Below are 16,762 nucleotides of genomic sequence, written 5' to 3'. Positions count from 1 at the left end.
CCCTGCCGCCGTCTCTACGCACTACTGCGTAGGGTGTGGGAATGATGCCGGTGTCCATGGTCGGGCGCGCCGGCGAGCTGGCCGAGCTCGACCGGGCGTGGTCCACCGTGGCCTGTTCCCGGCGCTCGGCGCCGGCCGTCGCGGTGATCACCGGCGAGGCCGGGGTCGGCAAGTCCCTGCTGGTCGCGGCCGCCCTGGACGCCTTCGCCCCGCGGCCGGCGGTGGTGCTCTCCGGCGCCGCCCGGGTGCACAGCCCCGCCCCGTACGACTGGCTGGCCGCCGTCCTGACCGGGCGTGACACCAGCGCGCTGGACCTGCCGCCGGACGCGCTGGCGTGGCTCGCCCAGCAGCCCACCGCGCCGCGCGAGCGCTACGCGCCCGGCACCCTGCTCCGGCTTGCGGTGCGGGTCGTCCGGCTGCTGGTCGGCGCGGGGCCGGCGGTGCTGGTGGTGGAGGACCTGCACGCCCTCGACCCGGCCAGCCTCAACCTGGTCGGCGAGCTGGCCGCCGCCGCCGACCTGCCGGCGCTGCTGGTGGTGGCCACCCGGCCCGCCGCCGACGCGGTCGCGCCGGACCTCGCGGTCCGCGCGCTGGCCCGGCTCTGCGGCGTGCGCGGCGCCGTCCGTCAACACCTCGGACCGCTGCTCCCGGCCGAGGTCGGCGAGGTGCTGACCCAGGTGTACGCGGACCCGCGTCCCTCCGGCCGGCTGGTGCGCGCGGTCTGGCGGCGCACCGGTGGCAACCCGTACGCGCTTACCGAACTGCTCGCCGCGCACGCCGGCCAGGGGCCCGAGGCGTTGCTCCGCCCGCCCTCGCCCCGGCTTCCGTCCCCGCCGTCGCGGCCCGCCCGGGTGGGGCCGGTGCGGTCGGCGACGGTGGCGCCCCGGCCCGCCGACCCGGTCGACGCCGAGCTGACCGGGCGGGAGATCGAGGTGCTGGGCTGCCTGGTCGCCGGGATGTCCAACAAGCAGGCGGCGCGGGCGCTCGGCATCTCCGTGCGTACGGTCACCGTGCACGTGTCCAACCTGCTGCGCAAGACCGGGTCGGCGTCGCGTACGGAGGCGGCCATCTGGGCGGTGCAGCGGCGGCTGCCGGTGTCGACGCCCGTCGACGGCTGACCTGCTGCCGGCGCCGACGGACGGCCGGCCTGCTGTCGACGCCGGCGGCCGGTCGGGGCCTGCTGCCGGCGCCGACGGCCGGCCGGCCTGCTGCCGACGTCGGCGGACGGTCGGTGGGTGTGCCGTCGCCCGTCGCCGCTCGGTGGTCGGTGGTGGGGCCTTCAGTGGCGGGGGTAGCGGAGCAGGAGGCTGGCCGCGACCTCCTCGTCGCCGACGGCGGCGTACACGTGCGGCACGTCGGACGTCCAGCGCAGGTGCCCGCCGGCGGCGGCGATGAGCGGCGCGTCGACCGGGCCGGCGCGCAGCACGCCCGCGAAGACGGTGACGTGCTCGGTGACGCCCCGCTGGTGCGCGGGGGAGAGCTGTTCCCGGCCGGGGGAGACCAGCATCCGGTACAGCTCGTAGGTGGCGTCGGCGTCCTCGAAGACCTCCAGCAGGATGCCGCTGACCGCCGCGCCGCGGATGGTGGGGCCGGTGCCCGGGCCGGAGAGCACGGCCGTCAGTGGCACGCCGAGCTGCGCGGTGATCGCGTAGAGCGTCTCCAGGGTCGGGTTGCGGGTGCCGTGCTCCAGCCCGGAGAGGGTCGCCTTCCCCACCCCGGCCAGCCGGGCCAGGGTGGACAGCGAGATGCCCCGCTCCTCGCGCAGTACGCGTAGCCGCCGGCCGACGGCCACGAGTTCCGGGTCGGTGTGCGGTGGCTGGGCTGGTGACGTCGGTGGCATCCCGCTATGGTGCTACACGGTGCTGTTCCGTAAACGGAACGATCGGGGGCGGGGATGGCGGGACGGTCGCAGCCGTTGCTGGCGGGGGTGGTGACCGCGCTGGTGGGCTTCGCCAGTTCGTTCACCGTGGTGCTGGCCGGCCTGCGGGCCGTCGGCGCCACCGACGCGCAGGCCGCCTCCGGGCTGCTGGCGGTCTGCGTCGCGTCCGGGGTGTCCGCCGTATGGCTCGGCCTGCGGCACCGGATCCCGATGAGCGTCGCCTGGTCCACCCCGGGCGCGGCGCTGCTGGTCGCCACCGGCCCGGTGCCCGGCGGCTGGCCCGTCGCCGTGGGGGCGTTCCTCGTCTCGGGCGTCCTGATCGTGGCGGCCGGGCTGTTCCCGGCGCTCGGTCGGGCCGTCGCGGCGATCCCCCGGCCGGTCGCGGGCGCCATGCTGGCCGGCGTCCTGCTGCCGCTGTGCACCGCGCCGGTCCGCGCGCTGGTCGAGGTGCCCCGGCTGGCCGCTCCCGTGGTGCTCGGCTGGCTGATTCTGCACCGGTTCGCGCGGCGCTGGGCGGTGCCGGGCGCGCTGGCGGTGGCGGTGGCGGCGATCGCGCTGACCGCCCCCGTCGCCGACCTCGGCGGTGCCCGGCTGCTGCCGGCCGTGGAGCTGACCACACCGGCCTGGAACGTCTCGGCCCTGGTCGGCCTGGCGCTGCCGCTCTTCCTGGTCACCATGGCCGCGCAGAATGTGCCGGGGATGGCGGTGCTGGTCGGCTACGGCTACCGCCCGCCGTTCGGGGCCGCGCTACGGGCGACGGGGCTGACCAGCCTGGCCGCCGCGCCCGCCGGCGGGCACGCCGTCAACCTCGCGGCCATCACCGCCGCGTTGGCCGCCGGCCCGGACGCCCACCCCGACCCGGACCGGCGCTGGATCGCCTCGGTCACCGCCGGCGCGGGGCTGGCCCTGCTCGGGCTGGGCGCCGGGGCGGCCACCGCGCTGATTGCGCTCGCCCCGCCCGTGCTGATCGAGGCGGTCGCCGGGCTCGCGCTGCTCGGCGCGCTGGCCACCGCGCTCACCTCCGCGCTGGCCGAGCCGGCCGCCCGGGAGGCCGCGGTGGTCACGTTCGTGGTCACCGCCTCCGGGGTGACCCTGCTCGGCGTCGGCGGCGCGTTCTGGGGGCTGGTCGCCGGCGGGCTGATGCTCCTGCTCTTCCGCTGGCGACCCGCCGACCCGGCCGCGGGCGTGCCGGGCGTGCCCGGGCCAGGCGAGGCCGGATCGGACTCCGCCGGACTGGACTCGGCCGGACCGGCCTCGGCCCGATCGGACTCGGCCGGACTGGACTCGGCCGGATCGGACTCGGCCGGACTGGACTCGGCCGGACCGGACTCCGTCGCGGTCACCTCGTCGGCGAGCGGCCGGACCGGCGGCTGACCTACCACGCGCTGTGGAGCTGAGTCGTTTACGACATCACCGCATAGCGGCGCCAGCGAGGGGTGCCATGGAAGGCCGGTGGCACGGACCGGCGCGCCGCCGACCCGGGCCGGTGGCGTTGATCGGCGTGGCCTCGGCGCAGGCCGGTGGCCCGGGCCGGCGCGCCGCCGGCCCGGGCCGGTGGCGTTGATCGGCGTGGTGTCGGCGCAGGCTGGTGGCCCGGGCCGGCGTGCTGCCGGCCCAGGCCCATGGCACCGGCGCGCGACCCTCAGCGGTGGCAGCGCCAGACCAGCGGCCGGTGCACCTGGTTCTCGTAGACGGCGCCGACCACGGTCAGACCGTCGTCGCTGATTCCGTTGGCCGTGTACGTGCCCGCCTCGGTCGCCTGGACGTCGGGCCGGCCCGGCAGCTGGCGGGACGTGCCGTCCGGGGCGACGACCAGCGGCTCCTTGCTGTTGACCAGCAGGTCGCCGTTGCCGGCGATCGCGGTCGCTCCCGGGAACGGCAGGAGGCTCACCGCACCCGTCTTGAGGTTCCAACGCACCGGCAGCATCTGCACGGTGCCGCCCTGCTCGGCGCCGGGAACCATGCCGACAGCCCATTCGCCGTGTGCCGATTCGACCGAGGCGCGCGGGTAGCCGTCGGGCACCGCCAGCGCCGCCCCGGCGCCCTGCGGCGTCCACCGGTAGGGCAGGCGGCCCATCACGCCGACGATCGTGCCGTCCTCGGTGATCCCGGTCGCGGCGGATCCCGGCTGGCCGACCAGCCGGTGCTCCTGCGGGCGGTCCGCCGACCACAGCACGGCGTGGTGCGCGTCGCCGGCTCCCGTGGCGGTGCCGGCGATGTCGCCCCGGCCGTTGACGGCGTGCACGAGGACCGTCTGGTAACCGGGCGGGGTGGCCAGGAAGCGCAGCCTCCCGTTCCGGTAGACCCATCCGGTGCCGTCGCCGTCGGTGCCGACCACGACGCCGCCGGCGTTGACGGCGGCAGCGTGCCGCGCCCCGGCCGGCAGTACGCGTGCCTTGCCGTCGGTCCACAGCACGACCCGCCCGTCCTCCTGCCCGGTGCCGATCTCGCCGACGACGTACCGCCCGGTGGGGTCGACGCCGTTCGCCACCGCGACCGGACCGTCGATCGGCTGCGGCAGCCACGACGCCTCGCAGGTGACCGGCGAGACCGGGGCGGCCGACGCGGTCCCGGCCGCTGACGCCGCGAGGGCCGGCGCGGCCGGAGCCGGCCGGTCGGCGGGCCCGCCGAGTTGGACGGCGCCCACGACACCGAGCCCGGCCAGCATCGTCACCGCGGTGATCCCGCCGACGCGGCGGCGCTGACGGGTACGCCGGCCGTCCCGGACCGCGCGGCCCACGTCGACCCGCGGCTCGGGAACCGGCGCGGCGTGCAACAGTGCGGTGATCCGCTGATCGTCCAACGTGGTCATCTCGAATTCCTCCCAGCCAGCTCGGTGACGTCGAGCGCCTGGCGGACCGCCGCCAGTGCCCGCGCCGTCTGCGACTTCACGTTGCCTTCGGAACAACCCATCGCGGCGGCCGTGTCGGTCAGCGACAGGTCGCACAGGAACCGCAGGACCAGTACGGTGCGCTGGCCGCGGGGAAGGCGGGCGAGCGCGGCGAGCAGGCTGTCCCGCTCGGCCAGGTCGTCGTGCGGCGTGGCCGGCGGGCGCTCCGGCTCCGGCATCCATCCCAGCAGCCGGACCTTCGCCCAGCCCAACCGCTTCTCGTCGATGAGCTTGTGGACCAGCATCCGGTGCACGTACGCGTCGACGTTGTCGGCCCGGCTGACCCGGCGCCAGTTCACGTACAGCGCCGTGATCGTCTGCTGCACCACGTCGTCGGCCAGGTGGGCGTCGCCGCACATCAGGTACGCGGTCCGGTGCAGTCTCGGCAGTCGCGCGGAGACGTACTCCACGAACTCGCGATCGGCATCCGCCATCGGGGCTCCCTCCTCCGCAAGCTCGACGGGCCCGGACGCTCTTCGGGTTGCGTCGACGCCGGAGTTCGGCGGGATGGCAGCTCAGCGCCGGGTGACCGAAGCGCCAGACGAGCGGTTCGCGGGCAGGCGGTAGCGCGTGGCGGAGCTGTGGTGGCTGGTGTGGGAGTGCCGTGCGGAGCTGTGGTGGCCGGTGTGGGAGTGGCGGTGGCCGAGCCGGTGGCAGGGATGCGGCGCGGGGGAGGGTGAATCGTCTACGACATCAGCCCGACAGCGTGCGGCGGGTATGCCCTCACCCCTGGCGGTCGAGCCCCTGCCACCGGTTCTGCGCCACGTCGCTCACTCCTCGGGTGGCAGTTCGCGGGCCGGGACGGCGAGGCGTACCTGGTCGTCGGCGACGGTGGTGATCTGCTCGGCGAGCACGTAGACCGCGCCGGTGCGCGCCAGGTCGGTGGAGACCTTCAGGTAGCCGCTGTGCAGCAGCCGGGCCGCCAGGTCGGCCGGCACGTCCGGCTCCTCGACCGCCGTCGACTCGATCAGCTCGTCCAGGCTGCTGCCGGGGTCGGCGGTCGGCGCCTGCACGGTCACCGCGTTGGGGTCACCCCGCTGCACGAGGTCGACAGTGCCGACCTCGGTGCCCTCGACGTCGATCACCCGCATGCCCGTGGTGACCCGGGAAACCATCGCCTGTCGCTCGGTGCCCTGTTGGTTCATTCCCGCGCGGTTCCCGGCCCCCGCTCCGGCTAAACCGCCCGCGCCGGCTCCGCCTCAGGACTCCGCCGGCTCCGCCTCAGGACTCCGGCGACCACGCGCTCGGCGGGCGGGGGGAGAGCTCCCGCCAGCCGTCGGCGCCCTGGAGCAGCGCCCGGACCGTCTCCTCGGCCTCCTCGGCGCTGTCGTACTCGTAGAACTGGGACACGCCCTCGGCGCCGCCGGCCCGCTGCTCGACGTGCCACCGGTCGGCGTCCACGCGGAGGAAGACGTCCCGCCGCGCCAGCCGGCCCCATTTCCCGTTCCACCAGTGCTTCCGCTGCTCCATGGCGGGGACTCTATCGAACAGGCGTACGAAAATGTGCGGCCCCCGCGGGATTCCCGCAGGGGCCGGTGTGCGTGTGCCGGGTTCAGCGCACGGTGGGCGGTTCCTCCCGGCGGCCCAGCACGTCGTCGAGCGCGCCGCGCTGCTGGCCGGGGGTGGTGTGCCCGGCGGCGACCAGGGCGTCCCGGATCTCGGTGAGCAGCCTGACCTCCTCGCTGGGCGCCTTCGGCGGCGGCTCCTCGCCCCGCTTGCGCCGCTCGGCCAGCTTGTTCATCGGGAACACCACGAGGAAGTAGAGCGCCGCCGCGGTGAGCAGGAAGGTGATCAGCGCGTTGACGAACGCGATCCAGTCGAAGGCGACGCCGCGGAACGACGGGGCCGTGCCGGCGAGGCCCTTGTCGCTGCCGGTGACGAGCAGCACGAAGACCCGGATCAGCGGTTCCAGGAACGACTTGGTGAGCTGGGTCACCACGCCCGTGAACGCCGCACCGATGACCACGCCGACCGCGAGGTCGACGACGTTTCCGCGCATGATGAAGTCTTTGAAGCCCTTGAGCATCCGTACTCCCGAGGTGTCCGGTCTTCCGTCCGGCACAACCTATGCCCCGGGTGGGGGCTCCAGAAAAGCGCCGGCTTCGATCGCCGCCCGGTGCGGGTCGCCGTCCCGGATCGCCTCGACCAGCCGCGAGTGGTCGACGTAGCGCTCGGGCTCCAGCGCGTCACCCATCGACTGGGCGACGGTGCTGCGCAGCGCGGCGCCGACCGAGGCGTACAGCTCGGCGAGCATGCCGTTGTGCGCGGCCGCGACGACGGCCACGTGGAGTGCGGCGTCGGCCTCCACGAACTCGTCGACCCGGCCGCCGCGCCAGGCCGCCTCGCGGGCCGCGAGCGCGCCGTCGAGCGCGGCCAGGTCATCCGGCGTACGCCGCAGCGCGGCGAGCCGGGCCGCCTCCACCTCGAAGGCGCGCCGCACCTCGACGACCTCGGCCATCCGGTCGTCGGTGAGCCGACGGGCCACCACCGGGGCCAGCTCGTCGGTCGACACCACGTACGTCCCGGAGCCCTGCCGGCACTCCAGCACCCCGGCGTGCACCAGCGCCCGCACCGCCTCGCGGACGGTGTTGCGCCCCACGCCGAGCGCCGCGACGAGCTGCGGCTCGGTGGGGATCCGCCCGCCCACCGGCCACTCGCCGCCGAGGATCCGCTCCCTGAGCTGCGCGATGGTCTGCCGCACCCGGTGCCCGCGGGGTGGCGCGGTGGGGGAATCAACCGGCGGTGGCACTGGTTACATCACCCGCCTGGAATTCATCCCATGATTGTAGGTTCAGACGCATGACCCCGCCAACCACCACCGCCGCCGTCGACGCCGGAGCCTCGCCGCGTTCGGCGCGGGAGACGATCGCCGGGCCGGACGGCGTGCCCGCCCCGGCGGACGCGCCGGCTCCCGCCGCCGGGCCGACCGGCGCCACCCCCGCTCCGGTGGGCCCGGTCGCCGGTGGCCTGCTCGTGCTCGTCGGCATGCTGCTGGTCGCGCTCAACCTGCGGGCCGCCATCACCAGCCTCGGCGCCCTGCTCGACGAGGTGCGCGACGGCCTGGCCCTCTCCGGTGCGCTGGCCGGGCTCGTGACCACCCTGCCCGCCGTGGCCTTCGCCGTCTTCGGGGCGCTCACCCCCCGGCTGGTCCGCCGGCACTCCCCGGCCCGGGTGCTGGTGGTGGCGATGGCCATCCTCGCCGCCGGCCAGCTCGTCCGCATCGGCACGGACTCCGCGCTGGTCTTCATCGCCGGCAGCGCCCTCGCGCTGGCCGGGATCGCGGTGGCGAACGTACTGCTCCCGCTCCTGGTCAAGCAGTACTTCCCGCACCGCATCGGGCTGGTCACCGGGGCGTACTCGATGACGTTGACGGTGGGGGCGGCGGTGGCCGCCGCGGCGGCGGTGCCGGTGGCGCACGCGTTCGGCACCTGGCGCGCCGGGCTCGCCGTCTGGGCCGGGCTGGCCCTGGCGGCGCTGCTCCCGTGGGTGCCGCTGGCGCTGCGGGCGCGGGCGGCCCGGCGGGGGGCGCCCCCGGCGGCGGTGGCGCCCCGCTCCGGCCGGATCCGGCCGGGGCGGACCCGGCTCGGCTGGGCGATGGCTGTCTACTTCGGGACGCAGTCGCTGGGCGCGTACGCGATCATGGGCTGGCTGGCCCAGCTCTTCCGCGACGCCGGCTACCGCCCGCAGGACGCCGGCCTGCTGCTCGCCGGGGTGACGGCGCTGGGCGTGCCGATCGCGTTGCTCATGCCGACCCTGGCCGGCCGGCTGCGCGCGCTGCATCCGCTGGTGCTGACGCTCTCCGCAGCGATGGCCCTCGCCTACGTCGGGATGGCCGTCGCGCCGCACGACGGGGCGCTGCTCTGGGTGGTGCTGCTCGCGATCGGGCAGAGCGCCTTCCCGATGATCCTGGCGACCATCGGGCTGCGCGCCCGGACCACCGAGGGGACGGTGGCGCTCTCCGCGTTCAGCCAGAGCGTCGGCTATCTCATCGCCGCCCTGGGGCCGCTGCTGGTGGGCATCCTCTACGAGGCGACCGGCGGGTGGACCGCCCCCATCGGGTTCCTGCTGGCGGCGCTCGCCGTGCAGACCGGGGCGGGCATGGTGATCGCCCGTCCCCGCTACGTCGAGGACGAGGCGTGAGCAGGAACGGTCAGGAGGAGGCCGGCGTGGTCTCGCCGGCCACGGCCTGGTCGACCGTCGGGTAGGTGTGCAGCACCTCGACGAGGCCGCTGACCTCCAGGATGCGGAGCACCCCGCGCTGCGGGGCGGCCAACCGCACCACGCCGCCGGCCTCGTCGCAGCTGTTCTTGGCGCGGACGAACACCGACAACCCGGTCGAGTCGCAGAACGAGACGTTCGCCAGGTCGAAGACGAGCCGGCTGCGGCCCTTGTCGAGCAGGTCGGTGATCTGGTCCTGCAGCTGCGGTGCGGTCGCCATGTCCAGCTCGCCCGCGACCGACACGACGACCACGTCGCCGCGCTGTTCCGTGTGCACCGTCAAGGACATTCGCCAGACCTCCTGTTATCGGGGAAACGGTATCCCACGATCGGGGTGGCACGCAGAACGGGAGCCGGTATCCGGTGGGCATCGTCATTCGTTTGCTCTGCGGCAACTAACCGTGAGGCCTCCGGTGATAGAGTCCGCCGGTCCAGGTCGAAGGGGGTTTGCCATGGCGCTGAGCGCCGAGGAGAGCGGCCGACTTGCGGGTCTGCTGACGGATCAGGCCGAGCGCGTCACGCAGCGGTGGGCCGAGATCGTCGCGGCGTCCCTGCGCGGGCGACTCACTCAGGGAGAGCTGCGCCACCAGGTGCAGGAGCTGCACGGCAGCATGATCACCAGCGCCCGGCAGGGGGCCCTCGACTTCGACTCCGAGCAGGCCACCGAGCTGCGCGCCGTGCTGGCGGAGCTGTCGCGGGGCCGGGCCCGGCAGGGCTTCTCCGCCTCCGAGACGGCGATCAGCGTGTTCGCGCTCAAGGAGGTGCTGCTGGAGCTGCTGGAGGCCGAGGGCGGCTCCGACACGCTCCGCGACTACGTCGCCTTCTCCGCGCTGATCGACCAGATGGGGCTGTTCACCTTCGAGAGCTTCGTCCGCACCCGGGAGAGCCTCATCGCCGACCAGGCGGAGCAGCTGCTGGAGCTGTCCACCCCGGTGGTGAAGCTCTGGGAGGGCGTGGTCGCCGTCCCGCTGGTCGGCACCCTCGACTCGGCCCGCGCCCAGGTGGTGATGGAGCGGCTGCTCCAGACCCTCGTCGACACCGGCTCGCCCTACGCGATCATCGACATCACCGGTGTGCCGGCGGTCGACACCCAGGTCGCCCAGCACATCCTGAAGACCGTGGTGGCCGCCCGGCTGATGGGCGCCGACTGCATCATCTCCGGCATCCGGCCGCAGATCGCGCAGACCATCGTCGCCCTGGGCATCGAGTTCGGCGACATCGCCACCAAGGCCAGCCTCGCCGACGCGCTGCGCCACGTGCTCCGCCTCACCGGGGTCGAGACCGGCCGCCGCCAGCGCCGGGAGGCCTGATGGAACGGGTGCCGATCCTCAAGATCGGCGACATCCTGCTGGTCTCCATCCAGGTCGACATGTCCGACCAGACTGCGGTCCAGCTCCAGGAGGACCTCGCGGAGCGGATCGTCGCGACCGGCTGCCACGGCGTGATCATCGACATCACCGCCCTGGACATCGTCGACTCCTTCGTCGGGCGGATGCTGTCGACGATCGCCTCGATCTCCAAGGTGCTCGACGCGGAGACGGTGGTCGTCGGGATGCGTCCCGCCGTCGCCATCACCCTGGTCGAGCTGGGCCTGTCGCTCAACGGCATCCGTACGGCCCTCAACGTCGAACGGGGCATGGAGCTGATCGCGGCCGCCCGCGCCGACGAGCAGGAGCTCGCGTTCGAGGACGAACCGGACGCCGAGACGACGGCCACGCCATGACCGCCGGCGTCGACCTGGGCCAGCCGCAGGCGCAGGCGATCCGCAGCGACGAGGACGTGGTGCGCGTCCGGCAGCTGGTGCGTACGGTGGCGGTGGCGGTCAAGCTCTCGCTTGTCGACCAGACCAAGGTGGTCACCGCGGCGAGCGAGCTGGCCCGCAACACCCTGGTGTACGGCGGCGGCGGGACGGTCGAGGTGAGCACGGTCGACAACGGCGTGCGGCGCGGTGTGCGGATCGTCTTCGCCGACTCCGGCCCGGGCATCGCCGACCTCGACCTGGCGTTGACCGACGGCTACACCACCGGCGGCGGGCTGGGCCTCGGGCTCAGCGGCGCGCGCCGGCTGGTCGACGAGTTCGACATCCAGACCGCGGTGGGTGAGGGAACCCGCATCACGGTCACCAAGTGGTCGAGATGAGCGGGGACGCGGTCCCCGACCGCGGCATCTGGTTCCGGGTCGAGACCGGCAGCGCGGCCAGCGCCGTGCGCCGGGCCGCCGAGCGGCTCGGCGCCCAGCTCGACCTGGGCGAGTCGCGCACCGGGGACCTGGCCATCGTCGCCGCCGAGCTGACCAGCAACCTGGTCAAGCACGCCGAGGACGGGGTGCTGCTGCTGCGGCCCGTCCGGCACGAGCGGGAGGTCGGCGTCGAGCTGGTCGCGATCGACGCCGGGCCGGGGATGGTCGACCTGACGGTGTCCTCGCGGGACGGGCACTCCACCACCGGCACGCTCGGCATCGGCCTCGGCGCGATCGTCCGGCAGGCGAGCTGGTTCGACGGCTACTCCCTGCCGGGTCGGGGCACGGCCCTGGCCGTCCAGGTCTGGCCGGACCGCCAGGCGGAGCGGGAGCGGCCGTGGGTGGGCGCGCTCACCCGACCGCTGAGCGGAGAGCCGGTCAGCGGCGACGGGTACGCGTGGCGGATCGTCGAGGGCCGTCGGCAGGTGCTGGCCTGTGACGGGCTGGGGCACGGGCCGCTCGCCTCCGCCGCCACCGACGCCGCGCTCGACGCGTTCCGGAAGGCGCCCGCGGGGCCGCCGGCGGTGGTGGTCCAGCACCTGCACCGGGCGATGTCGCACACCCGGGGCGCGGCGCTGGCCGTCGCCGAGCTGGACCCGGCCGCCGGGATGCTGCGCTACTCGGGGCTGGGCAACATCTCGGCCGCCGTGGTCGGCCGGGGCGGCCAGCGCCGGGGCCTGGTCTCGCTGCCCGGCATCGCCGGGCACCAGCGTCCCCAGGTCAGGGAGTACGACTACCCCTTCGGTGCCGGCGACCTGCTGGTGATGCACAGTGACGGGGTGGTCGACCGCTGGCAGCTCGCGGACTATCCCGGTCTCACCGACCGGTCGCCCATCGTGGTGGCCGCGACGCTGCTGCGGGACGCCGGCACCCGCCGTGACGACGCGTGCGTCCTGGTCGCCCGGGCGTGGTTGTGAGCGGCCCCACCGGGGCGGCGCCGCTGCTCCAGATGACGCTGCGGGTCGAGCACGACATCTTCGTGGTCCGGCAGCGGGGCCGTGAGGTGGCCGCCGCGGCCGGGCTGGAGCACCAGGACCAGGTGCGCGTGGCCACGGCGCTCAGCGAGGTCGCCCGGGACCTGTTGCGTACGGTCGGCGGGGCCGACGTGACATTTATCATCGTGCATGACCCCGCTGGGGGTGGGCGGCACCTGCGGGTGGACCTGGCGCCGGTGCGCCCGCTGCCCGACGGGCACTACGAGCCGCAGTCGGGCGCGGTGGCGCGGTTGGTCGACATGTTGGGCGTGGTGACCGAGGAGGGGGATACGGTCGTGAGGATGTCCCGACGTGTCCCCGCCACCGCAGCGGCGCTGACCCCGGAGCGTCTCGCCGAGCTGCACACCGAGCTCGGCCGGAACGCCCCCGGCAGCGCCATCGACGAGCTGGCCGCCCAGAACGCGCAGCTGATCGCCGCCCTCGACGAGGTACGCAGCCAGCGCGACGAGCTGGCCGTGCTCAACGAGGAACTGGCCGAGACCAACCGCGGGGTGATGGCGCTCTACAACCAGCTCACCGAGGAGCTGGAGGAGACCAACCGGGGCGTGGTGGCGCTCTACGCCGAGCTGGACGAGAAGTCCGCCCAGCTGCGCGCGGCGAGCGAGTCGAAGAGCCGGTTCCTGGCGAACGTCAGCCACGAGCTGCGCGCGCCGGTCACCGCGATCATGGGGCTCGGCCGGCTGCTGGGCGACTCCGCCTCCGACCCGCTCACCGCCGAGCAGGCCCGGCAGGTCGGGCTGATCCGCTCCTCGGCGAGCGACCTGCTCACGCTGGTCAACGAGCTGCTCGACCTGGCCAAGGCCGAGTCCGGCCGGCTCGAGCCCACCTGGGCGGAGGTCGACCTGCGGCCCCTCTTCGGCCAGTTGCGCGGCACGCTGCGGGCCCTGCCCACCCGGCCCGACGTGGAGCTGGTGGTGGAGGAGCCGCCGGCGCCGGCGACGCTGCGCAGCGACGAGGTGCTGCTCGCCCAGGTGCTGCGCAACCTGCTGCACAACGGGCTCAAGTTCACCGAGCGCGGGGAGGTCCGGCTGCGGGCGGAGCGGCGGGGCGACCGCTGGCTGCTGGCGGTCTCCGACACCGGGCCGGGCATCCCGCCGGAGCAGCACGACCGGATCTTCGAGGAGTTCTACCAGGTGCCGGGCGCGACCCGGGTCGGCGGCACCGGCCTCGGCCTGCCGTACGCGCGGCGGCTGGCGACCCTGCTCGGCGGCACCCTGGAGCTGTCCAGCGAGCCGGGCCGGGGCAGCACGTTCACCGTCAGCCTGCCCACGGGCGGAGCGTGACGGTGGAGGGCGGGGCGGCGACCGTCCTGGTGGTCGACGACAGTCGCACCAAGCGGTACCTGCTGGTCAGCTGGCTGTCCCGGGCCGGCTTCACCGTGCTGGAGGCGGAGACCGGCGGCGAGGCCCTGGCCCGCGTCGGGGTGGATCCGATCGACCTCGTGGTGCTCGACGTGCGGCTGCCCGACCTGAGCGGGTTCGAGGTGTGCGAGCGCATCAAGGCAGCGCACCCGGCGATGCCGGTGATCCACGTGTCCGCGCACGCGGTGGACGTGGTGGACCGGGCGCAGGGGCTGACCCGGGGCGCGGACGCCTACCTGGCGGAGCCGATCGAGCCGGAGGAACTGGTCGCCACCACGCACGCGGTGCTGCGCTACTACCGGGCGCGGCAGCGGGCGGAACTGCTCGCCGAGCGACTGCTGGGGCTGGCCGACACCACCGTGGCGGTGCACTCCGCGCCGAACTTCGCGCGGCTGCTGGAGGAGGCGGCCGCCGGCGCCGCGCGCATCTTCAAGAGCCCGGCCGCCGTGATCGCCGAGACGTTCGACGGCGACTGCCTCGCGGGGGTGGCGACCGGTCCCGACGCCGGGGCCGCGATCGTCCCGTGGATCGTGGACGACACCGGCGTGCCGACCGGGGCGACGGTCCGGGTGGACGAGCCGGCCGCCTGGGGTCTGGTGGAGTGGCCGGCGGACGACACGGTGACGGTGGCCGCCGCCCGGCTGCGCGAGGACCGGGCGCCGCTCTACGTCGTCGTGCCCACCGCCACGCAGACCGCCCGCACCCCCGTGCTGCGGCAGCTCGCCCAGGCGGTGGCGGCGGCCGTGGAGGCGCAGCGCTCCTTCGACGAGGAGCACCGCATCGCGGTCACCCTCCAGCGCAGCCTGCTGCCACGCCGGATTCCCGAGATCAGCGGGCTCGACCTGGCCGTGCGCTACGAGCCGGCGAGCGCGCAGACCGAGGTGGGCGGCGACTTCTACGAGCTGGTGATGCTCGACGGCCACCTGCTGCTGGCGATCGGCGACGTGGCCGGCCACTCGCTGCACGCCGCGACCGTGATGGCCGAGCTGCGGCACGCGGTGCGGGCGTACGCGGTGGAGGGGCACCAGCCGGGCGAGATCCTGGAGCGGGTCAACGAGCTGATGCGCACCCTGCTCCCCACCGAGCTGGCCACGATCTGCGTGCTGCTGCTGCACCCGCCCACCGGGCGGATCCGGCTGGCCAGCGCCGGCCACCTGCCGCCGGTGCTCAGCCTCGACGGCAAGGTGGAGTTCGTGCAGCACTCGGCGCCGCTGCTCGGGGTCCGCGCGCCGCGACCGCCCGACCTCGAGTTCGTGCTGCCGGCCGGGGCGACGCTGGTCTTCTACACCGACGGCCTGATCGAGCGGCGGGACACCACGATCGACGACGGGCTGGCCGCGCTGGCCGGGGTCGCCGCGCGGGTCGACGACGACCTGGACCGGTTCTGCGAGCGGCTCCTGGTCGAGCTGGCCCCGTCGGAGATCCACGACGACGTCGCCGTGGTCGCCCTCCGCCGCCACTGAGGCGCACGGAAGCACCTTCCTGCCGCCCCTCGCGCCCCGGCCGGGGTCAGCGGACCGAGCGCGCGTACGCGGCCGGGGAGACGCCGACGGCGGCGGTGAACTCGCGCACCAGGTGGGCCTGGTCGCTGTAGCCGAGGTCCGCCGCGAGCGCCGCCCAGTCGAGCGGGCCGCCGGCCGCCTGCTCGACCGCCTCGTGGAGCCGGTACTGGCGGATCACCCACTTCGGGCCGACGCCGACGTGCGCGAGGAACAGGCGTTGCAGCCGCCGGACGGAGAGGCCCCGCCGCCGGGCGAACTCGTCCACCCGCAACACGGTCCGGTCGGCGCGGATCGCCTCCACCAGCGCGATCACCTCGTCGGTGCCGGGGTCCGCCTCCGGCGCCCAGCCGAGGAGCAGGTCGTCCAGCGCGCGGCGGCGCTCGTCGTCCGTACCGTCGCAGTGGCTCGCGGGCGGCGGCCCGGCGCCGCCGGACGTCGCGGCGACCAGGGCGGCGGCCGGCGGCCAGCGGTCGGCGAGCGACGGGAACGGCCACCGCCGCCCGGTCAGCTCGGCGACCGACCGGCCCCGCCAGAACGGGCGGAAGCCGCCCGGACGGAACTGGACGCCGCTGACCCGGCCGACCCCGGTCAGGGTGATCGAGAAGAGTTCCCGCCCGACCCCGGCCACCTCGGCGGTCTCCGGGCCCTCACCGTTGCGCTGGAACACCACGTTTACCGCCGGGTGCGGGACGACCTGCTGCGTGAGCGGCTCGGTCAGGTCCCAGTCGACCAGCCAGTAGTGCTCGACGTACGGGCGCAGCGCGGCGGCGGGCAGGTGCCGGCGGAAGCGGACCCGCCGCAGCAGCCGGGTCGGGTCCACGATGCCCCGGCTGTCCCCGCGCGGCTGGTGTCGCATTTCTTCAAGACCGCCCTCATACGCTCGCCGTATGGCAACCCAGACTAGTGACCTGCTGACGGTCGCCGCGCCGCCGACCGTGGCGGTGGTGCGCGGCATCGCCGACGACCAGCTCGACCTGCCGACGCCCTGCCGCGAGTACGCGGTGCGGGACCTGCTGAACCACCTGTTCGAGGTGGTGGTGAACTTCCAGGCGCTGGCGGCGAAGCGGCCCGTCGAGTGGGCGGACAAGCCCGACCTCCTCACCGACGGCTGGCGCGACCGGTTCGAGGCCGAGACGCGGCGGCTGGTCGACGCCTGGTCCGACCCGTCCACGCTGGAGGGGGTCTCGCCGGGGATGGGCATGCCGCAGCGGATGGTCGGCGGCATGGTGCTGCTGGACCTGACGGTGCACGGGTGGGACCTGGCCGTCGCCACGGGCCAGCCGTACCACCCCGCCCCCGAGGCGACGACGGCGCTGCACGAGCTGGTCGCGCAGCTCGGGCCGAACGCCCGGAAGATGGGCGTCTTCGCCGAGCCGGTGGCGGCCGACGCCGGGCTGTCCGGGCTCGACCGGCTGCTCTGCGGCACCGGCCGCGACCCCGCCTGGGCGCCGACCGCCTGACGCGGCGGGCCGCCCGCCTCCCGCGACGGCACCGGGGGCTCCGCGCCGGGGAACTGCCCGGGTCGCCGGTCCAGCAGGGTGTCCCAGCCGACCGCTCGACGGGCGGCTCGGCGCGGGTCGCACGGCGGGCCGGCCGGGCCCCGGCGCCAGCTACCCGAGGCCCGCGCGGCAGTCCGCCGCGCGGGCCTCGTTGACACCTGCTATTCGCTCAGCGAATAG

19 protein-coding genes are annotated in these 16,762 nt (G+C 75.0%); 10 read left to right on the top strand and 9 right to left on the bottom strand.

Going from position 1 to position 16,762, the window contains the following annotated elements; all coding sequences use genetic code 11:
- Positions 1 to 41 precede the first annotated feature (41 nt).
- The gene (locus GA0070606_RS14645; protein WP_091099581.1) at positions 42 to 1,118 is read left to right on the top strand and encodes a helix-turn-helix domain-containing protein; all 1,077 of its coding nucleotides are present in this window, start codon (positions 42 to 44) and stop codon (positions 1,116 to 1,118) included.
- A gap of 161 nt (positions 1,119 to 1,279) precedes the next feature.
- Here GA0070606_RS14645 and GA0070606_RS14640 read toward each other — a convergent pair whose 3' ends face one another.
- Positions 1,280 to 1,840, bottom strand: coding sequence for a helix-turn-helix domain-containing protein (locus GA0070606_RS14640; RefSeq protein ID WP_091099578.1), 561 nt, complete (start codon positions 1,838 to 1,840; stop codon positions 1,280 to 1,282).
- A 54-nt stretch (positions 1,841 to 1,894) separates the two neighbouring features.
- Between GA0070606_RS14640 and GA0070606_RS14635 the strand changes: the two genes are divergently transcribed.
- On the top strand, positions 1,895 to 3,253 hold the full coding sequence (locus GA0070606_RS14635) for a benzoate/H(+) symporter BenE family transporter (protein WP_281190659.1): 1,359 nt from the start codon (positions 1,895 to 1,897) through the stop codon (positions 3,251 to 3,253).
- Between the two features lie 268 nt (positions 3,254 to 3,521).
- Here GA0070606_RS14635 and GA0070606_RS14630 read toward each other — a convergent pair whose 3' ends face one another.
- From GA0070606_RS14630 to GA0070606_RS14605, 6 genes are all read right to left on the bottom strand, one after another.
- Entirely contained in the window at positions 3,522 to 4,691 is a 1,170-nt protein-coding gene (locus tag GA0070606_RS14630; RefSeq protein WP_091099569.1) for a hypothetical protein, read from the bottom strand.
- Entirely contained in the window at positions 4,688 to 5,203 is a 516-nt protein-coding gene (locus tag GA0070606_RS14625; RefSeq protein ID WP_091099565.1) for a SigE family RNA polymerase sigma factor, read from the bottom strand. The genes GA0070606_RS14630 and GA0070606_RS14625 overlap by 4 nt, the downstream gene beginning before the upstream one ends.
- Positions 5,204 to 5,539: 336 nt before the next feature.
- Positions 5,540 to 5,914 (bottom strand): hypothetical protein, encoded by a 375-nt coding sequence (locus GA0070606_RS14620; protein WP_091099562.1) that lies wholly within the window; start codon positions 5,912 to 5,914, stop codon positions 5,540 to 5,542.
- Positions 5,915 to 5,990: 76 nt separating this feature from the next.
- Positions 5,991 to 6,239 (bottom strand): hypothetical protein, encoded by a 249-nt coding sequence (locus GA0070606_RS14615; RefSeq protein WP_091099560.1) that lies wholly within the window; start codon positions 6,237 to 6,239, stop codon positions 5,991 to 5,993.
- An 82-nt stretch (positions 6,240 to 6,321) separates the two neighbouring features.
- Positions 6,322 to 6,795, bottom strand: a complete 474-nt coding sequence (gene mscL, locus GA0070606_RS14610) for a large conductance mechanosensitive channel protein MscL (protein WP_091099558.1) — start codon at positions 6,793 to 6,795, stop codon at positions 6,322 to 6,324.
- Between the two features lie 39 nt (positions 6,796 to 6,834).
- On the bottom strand, positions 6,835 to 7,518 hold the full coding sequence (locus tag GA0070606_RS14605) for a FadR/GntR family transcriptional regulator (protein ID WP_091099556.1): 684 nt from the start codon (positions 7,516 to 7,518) through the stop codon (positions 6,835 to 6,837).
- 50 nt (positions 7,519 to 7,568) lie between these two features.
- On the opposite strand from GA0070606_RS14605, the gene GA0070606_RS14600 reads away from it, so the two are divergent.
- Positions 7,569 to 8,909, top strand: coding sequence for an MFS transporter (locus GA0070606_RS14600; RefSeq protein ID WP_091099552.1), 1,341 nt, complete (start codon positions 7,569 to 7,571; stop codon positions 8,907 to 8,909).
- Between the two features lie 10 nt (positions 8,910 to 8,919).
- On the opposite strand, the gene GA0070606_RS14595 is transcribed toward GA0070606_RS14600, so the two are convergent.
- Positions 8,920 to 9,276, bottom strand: a complete 357-nt coding sequence (locus tag GA0070606_RS14595) for an STAS domain-containing protein (protein WP_091099549.1) — start codon at positions 9,274 to 9,276, stop codon at positions 8,920 to 8,922.
- A 163-nt stretch (positions 9,277 to 9,439) separates the two neighbouring features.
- Between GA0070606_RS14595 and GA0070606_RS14590 the strand changes: the two genes are divergently transcribed.
- The 6 genes from GA0070606_RS14590 to GA0070606_RS14565 are packed head-to-tail and all read left to right on the top strand — an operon-like array spanning position 9,440 to position 15,044.
- A complete protein-coding gene (locus GA0070606_RS14590) occupies positions 9,440 to 10,297 on the top strand; it encodes an STAS domain-containing protein (protein ID WP_091099536.1) in 858 nt (285 codons plus the stop codon).
- The gene (locus GA0070606_RS14585) at positions 10,297 to 10,710 is read left to right on the top strand and encodes an STAS domain-containing protein (RefSeq protein ID WP_091099533.1); all 414 of its coding nucleotides are present in this window, start codon (positions 10,297 to 10,299) and stop codon (positions 10,708 to 10,710) included. Before GA0070606_RS14590 ends, GA0070606_RS14585 begins: the two co-directional genes overlap by 1 nt.
- Positions 10,707 to 11,126: an ATP-binding protein gene (locus GA0070606_RS14580; RefSeq protein ID WP_091099531.1), complete on the top strand. Its 420-nt coding sequence runs from the start codon at positions 10,707 to 10,709 to the stop codon at positions 11,124 to 11,126. Before GA0070606_RS14585 ends, GA0070606_RS14580 begins: the two co-directional genes overlap by 4 nt.
- Positions 11,123 to 12,142, top strand: coding sequence for a SpoIIE family protein phosphatase (locus GA0070606_RS14575; RefSeq protein WP_091107739.1), 1,020 nt, complete (start codon positions 11,123 to 11,125; stop codon positions 12,140 to 12,142). Before GA0070606_RS14580 ends, GA0070606_RS14575 begins: the two co-directional genes overlap by 4 nt.
- A gap of 32 nt (positions 12,143 to 12,174) precedes the next feature.
- A complete protein-coding gene (locus GA0070606_RS14570; RefSeq protein WP_091107736.1) occupies positions 12,175 to 13,503 on the top strand; it encodes a sensor histidine kinase in 1,329 nt (442 codons plus the stop codon).
- Positions 13,504 to 13,505: 2 nt separating this feature from the next.
- Positions 13,506 to 15,044, top strand: a complete 1,539-nt coding sequence (locus tag GA0070606_RS14565; RefSeq protein WP_091107738.1) for a SpoIIE family protein phosphatase — start codon at positions 13,506 to 13,508, stop codon at positions 15,042 to 15,044.
- 46 nt (positions 15,045 to 15,090) lie between these two features.
- Here the strand turns inward: GA0070606_RS14565 and GA0070606_RS14560 are convergent, their stop codons facing one another.
- Positions 15,091 to 15,939: a helix-turn-helix domain-containing protein gene (locus tag GA0070606_RS14560; RefSeq protein WP_091099528.1), complete on the bottom strand. Its 849-nt coding sequence runs from the start codon at positions 15,937 to 15,939 to the stop codon at positions 15,091 to 15,093.
- A 31-nt stretch (positions 15,940 to 15,970) separates the two neighbouring features.
- Between GA0070606_RS14560 and GA0070606_RS14555 the strand changes: the two genes are divergently transcribed.
- The gene (locus GA0070606_RS14555; RefSeq protein ID WP_091099525.1) at positions 15,971 to 16,543 is read left to right on the top strand and encodes a TIGR03086 family metal-binding protein; all 573 of its coding nucleotides are present in this window, start codon (positions 15,971 to 15,973) and stop codon (positions 16,541 to 16,543) included.
- Positions 16,544 to 16,762 lie beyond the last annotated feature (219 nt).

The sequence above is a fragment of the Micromonospora citrea genome, from assembly GCF_900090315.1.
Classification (GTDB): Bacteria; Actinomycetota; Actinomycetes; order Mycobacteriales; family Micromonosporaceae; genus Micromonospora; species Micromonospora citrea.
The sequence above is the reverse complement of the archived record's forward strand: the minus strand, read 5'-3'. Positions and strand labels throughout refer to the sequence as shown.

Bases quoted from the DNA above. Each gene is read 5' to 3' on its own strand.
- GA0070606_RS14625 (WP_091099565.1), bottom strand. From the start codon at position 5,203: ATGGCGGATGCCGATCGCGAGTTCGTGGAGTACGTCTCCGCGCGACTG.
- GA0070606_RS14600 (WP_091099552.1), top strand. From the start codon at position 7,569: ATGACCCCGCCAACCACCACCGCCGCCGTCGACGCCGGAGCCTCGCCG.
- GA0070606_RS14640 (WP_091099578.1), bottom strand. From the start codon at position 1,840: ATGCCACCGACGTCACCAGCCCAGCCACCGCACACCGACCCGGAACTC.
- GA0070606_RS14595 (WP_091099549.1), bottom strand. From the start codon at position 9,276: ATGTCCTTGACGGTGCACACGGAACAGCGCGGCGACGTGGTCGTCGTG.
- GA0070606_RS14585 (WP_091099533.1), top strand. From the start codon at position 10,297: ATGGAACGGGTGCCGATCCTCAAGATCGGCGACATCCTGCTGGTCTCC.
- GA0070606_RS14620 (WP_091099562.1), bottom strand. From the start codon at position 5,914: ATGAACCAACAGGGCACCGAGCGACAGGCGATGGTTTCCCGGGTCACC.
- GA0070606_RS14635 (WP_281190659.1), top strand. From the start codon at position 1,895: ATGGCGGGACGGTCGCAGCCGTTGCTGGCGGGGGTGGTGACCGCGCTG.
- GA0070606_RS14645 (WP_091099581.1), top strand. From the start codon at position 42: ATGATGCCGGTGTCCATGGTCGGGCGCGCCGGCGAGCTGGCCGAGCTC.
- mscL (WP_091099558.1), bottom strand. From the start codon at position 6,795: ATGCTCAAGGGCTTCAAAGACTTCATCATGCGCGGAAACGTCGTCGAC.
- GA0070606_RS14555 (WP_091099525.1), top strand. From the start codon at position 15,971: ATGGCAACCCAGACTAGTGACCTGCTGACGGTCGCCGCGCCGCCGACC.
- GA0070606_RS14570 (WP_091107736.1), top strand. From the start codon at position 12,175: ATGACGCTGCGGGTCGAGCACGACATCTTCGTGGTCCGGCAGCGGGGC.
- GA0070606_RS14615 (WP_091099560.1), bottom strand. From the start codon at position 6,239: ATGGAGCAGCGGAAGCACTGGTGGAACGGGAAATGGGGCCGGCTGGCG.
- GA0070606_RS14590 (WP_091099536.1), top strand. From the start codon at position 9,440: ATGGCGCTGAGCGCCGAGGAGAGCGGCCGACTTGCGGGTCTGCTGACG.
- GA0070606_RS14575 (WP_091107739.1), top strand. From the start codon at position 11,123: ATGAGCGGGGACGCGGTCCCCGACCGCGGCATCTGGTTCCGGGTCGAG.
- GA0070606_RS14630 (WP_091099569.1), bottom strand. From the start codon at position 4,691: ATGACCACGTTGGACGATCAGCGGATCACCGCACTGTTGCACGCCGCG.
- GA0070606_RS14580 (WP_091099531.1), top strand. From the start codon at position 10,707: ATGACCGCCGGCGTCGACCTGGGCCAGCCGCAGGCGCAGGCGATCCGC.
- GA0070606_RS14560 (WP_091099528.1), bottom strand. From the start codon at position 15,939: ATGCGACACCAGCCGCGCGGGGACAGCCGGGGCATCGTGGACCCGACC.